Annotated in this window: 2 protein-coding genes; one reads left to right on the top strand and one right to left on the bottom strand. The window is 74.0% G+C overall.

What is annotated here, in order from left to right:
- The coding region (locus tag ACFU6K_RS38595; RefSeq protein WP_380671276.1) for an NADPH-dependent F420 reductase at positions 1-519 on the bottom strand (519 nt) is incomplete at its 3' end.
- A 194-nt stretch (positions 520-713) separates the two neighbouring features.
- Here ACFU6K_RS38595 and ACFU6K_RS38590 point away from each other — a divergent pair.
- On the top strand, positions 714-1,514 hold the full coding sequence (locus tag ACFU6K_RS38590) for an SDR family NAD(P)-dependent oxidoreductase (protein WP_380671274.1): 801 nt from the start codon (positions 714-716) through the stop codon (positions 1,512-1,514).
- Positions 1,515-1,574 lie beyond the last annotated feature (60 nt).

Here is a 1,574-nt window from a genome sequence, read left to right as displayed (position 1 = left end):
GAAGCCCAGCTCGTCGACCAGCGCCCGGACCACCCGCTTGGCCGCCTCGTCGTCCGAGGCGACCGGCACGGCGAGCCGCTCCGGGTCGCCCGCCGGGCGCGGACGCTCCAGCAGGTCCTGGGCGTAGGTGCCGTTGAACACCTTCACCACCCGGTGCCCGATGTGCTGCTCCGTCCACCGGCTCTCGGTGAGCCCGCCGTCCTCGATCGCGTCGATCCGGCCGTCGCGCTCCTTCGGGTAGTAGTTGCCGGTGTCGATCACCGCCACGCCCTCCGCGGCGCCGTCCAGCAGCCCGGCGGGCAGGTCCGGCACGTTCTTCAGGGGCACCGTCACCACCACCACCTGTGCCCCGCGGGCGGCCTCGGAGACCGTCACCGCCGTCGCACCGGTCTCCTCGACCAGTGCCTTGAGCGTCTCCGGGCCGCGGGAGTTCGCCACCGCCACCTCATGCCCGAGCGCGGTCAGCCGCCGCGTCAGGTTGCCGCCGATGTTGCCCGCGCCGATGATGCCGATCTTCATGGGAAGTCCTTCTTCGCGAGTGCCGTAGTGGACCGTCGCCTTGGCCCAACCACCCGGTGATCGCCGCGATTCCCGCTCGGGAGGGTGGTTTTCCGGAGGCTGTTTCCGGAAGTGTTTCCGGAGGGTGGTCCTCCGGGACCCATGGTCGGGGCAGGCCTGGTGCCGCCCCGGCGCCGGTCACGAGGGTGGACGCCATGAACAACACCTCCTCCACCGCCCCCACCGCCCCCACCGCCCCCACCGCCCCCGCCGTCCTCGTCACCGGCGGCACCAGCGGCATGGGCTTCGCCACCGCCCGCCACCTCCTCGGCACCGGCGCCCGGGTCGTCATCACCGGCCGCGACGACGCCAGGCTCGCCCGCGCCGCGGCCCGCCTCGACGCCGGCGACCGGCTGCTCACCGTCCGCGCCGACGCCTCCGTACCCGCCGACCTCGCCCGGCTGGCCGACACCGTGCGTGAGCGGTACGGGCGCCTCGACGGGGTCTTCGCCAACGCGGGCGTGGCCGGCTTCCAGCCGGTCGGCGAGGTGGCGGAGGCCGAGTTCGACCGGATCGTCGCCACCAACCTCAAGGGCGTGTTCTTCACCGTCCAGCACGCCCTGCCGCTGCTCGACGCCGCCGGCGGCGGATCGGTCGTCCTCAACGCCTCCTGGACCCCCCACCGCGGCCTGCCCGGCGCCGCCGTCTACGCCGCCAGCAAGGCCGCCGTCCTCAGCCTCGCCCGCACCCTCGCGAGCGAACTGGCCGGACGCGGCATCCGGGTCAACTCGGTCAGCCCCGGCTACATCGTCACCGAGATGTTCCACGCGGCCGTCCCCGACCCGGCCGACCACGAGCCGATCCGCCGCCACGTGCCGCTCGGCCGGCTGGGCACCGCCGAGGACGTCGCGGAGACGGTCGCCTTCCTGCTCTCCGAGCGCTCCTCGTACATCACCGGGCAGGACGTCGTGATCGACGGCGGGCTCGTCCCGGCCTTCCCCTCGCTGACCGGCTGAGTGCCCCTTCGTGCCTGGTCCAGCCAGGACCACGCACGGCGGCACCCCGCCGGGTGAGAA

It is taken from the genome of Kitasatospora sp. NPDC057512 (assembly GCF_042802135.1).
GTDB lineage: Bacteria > Actinomycetota > Actinomycetes > Streptomycetales > Streptomycetaceae > Kitasatospora.
This window is presented reverse-complemented; position numbering and strand designations above follow the sequence as displayed.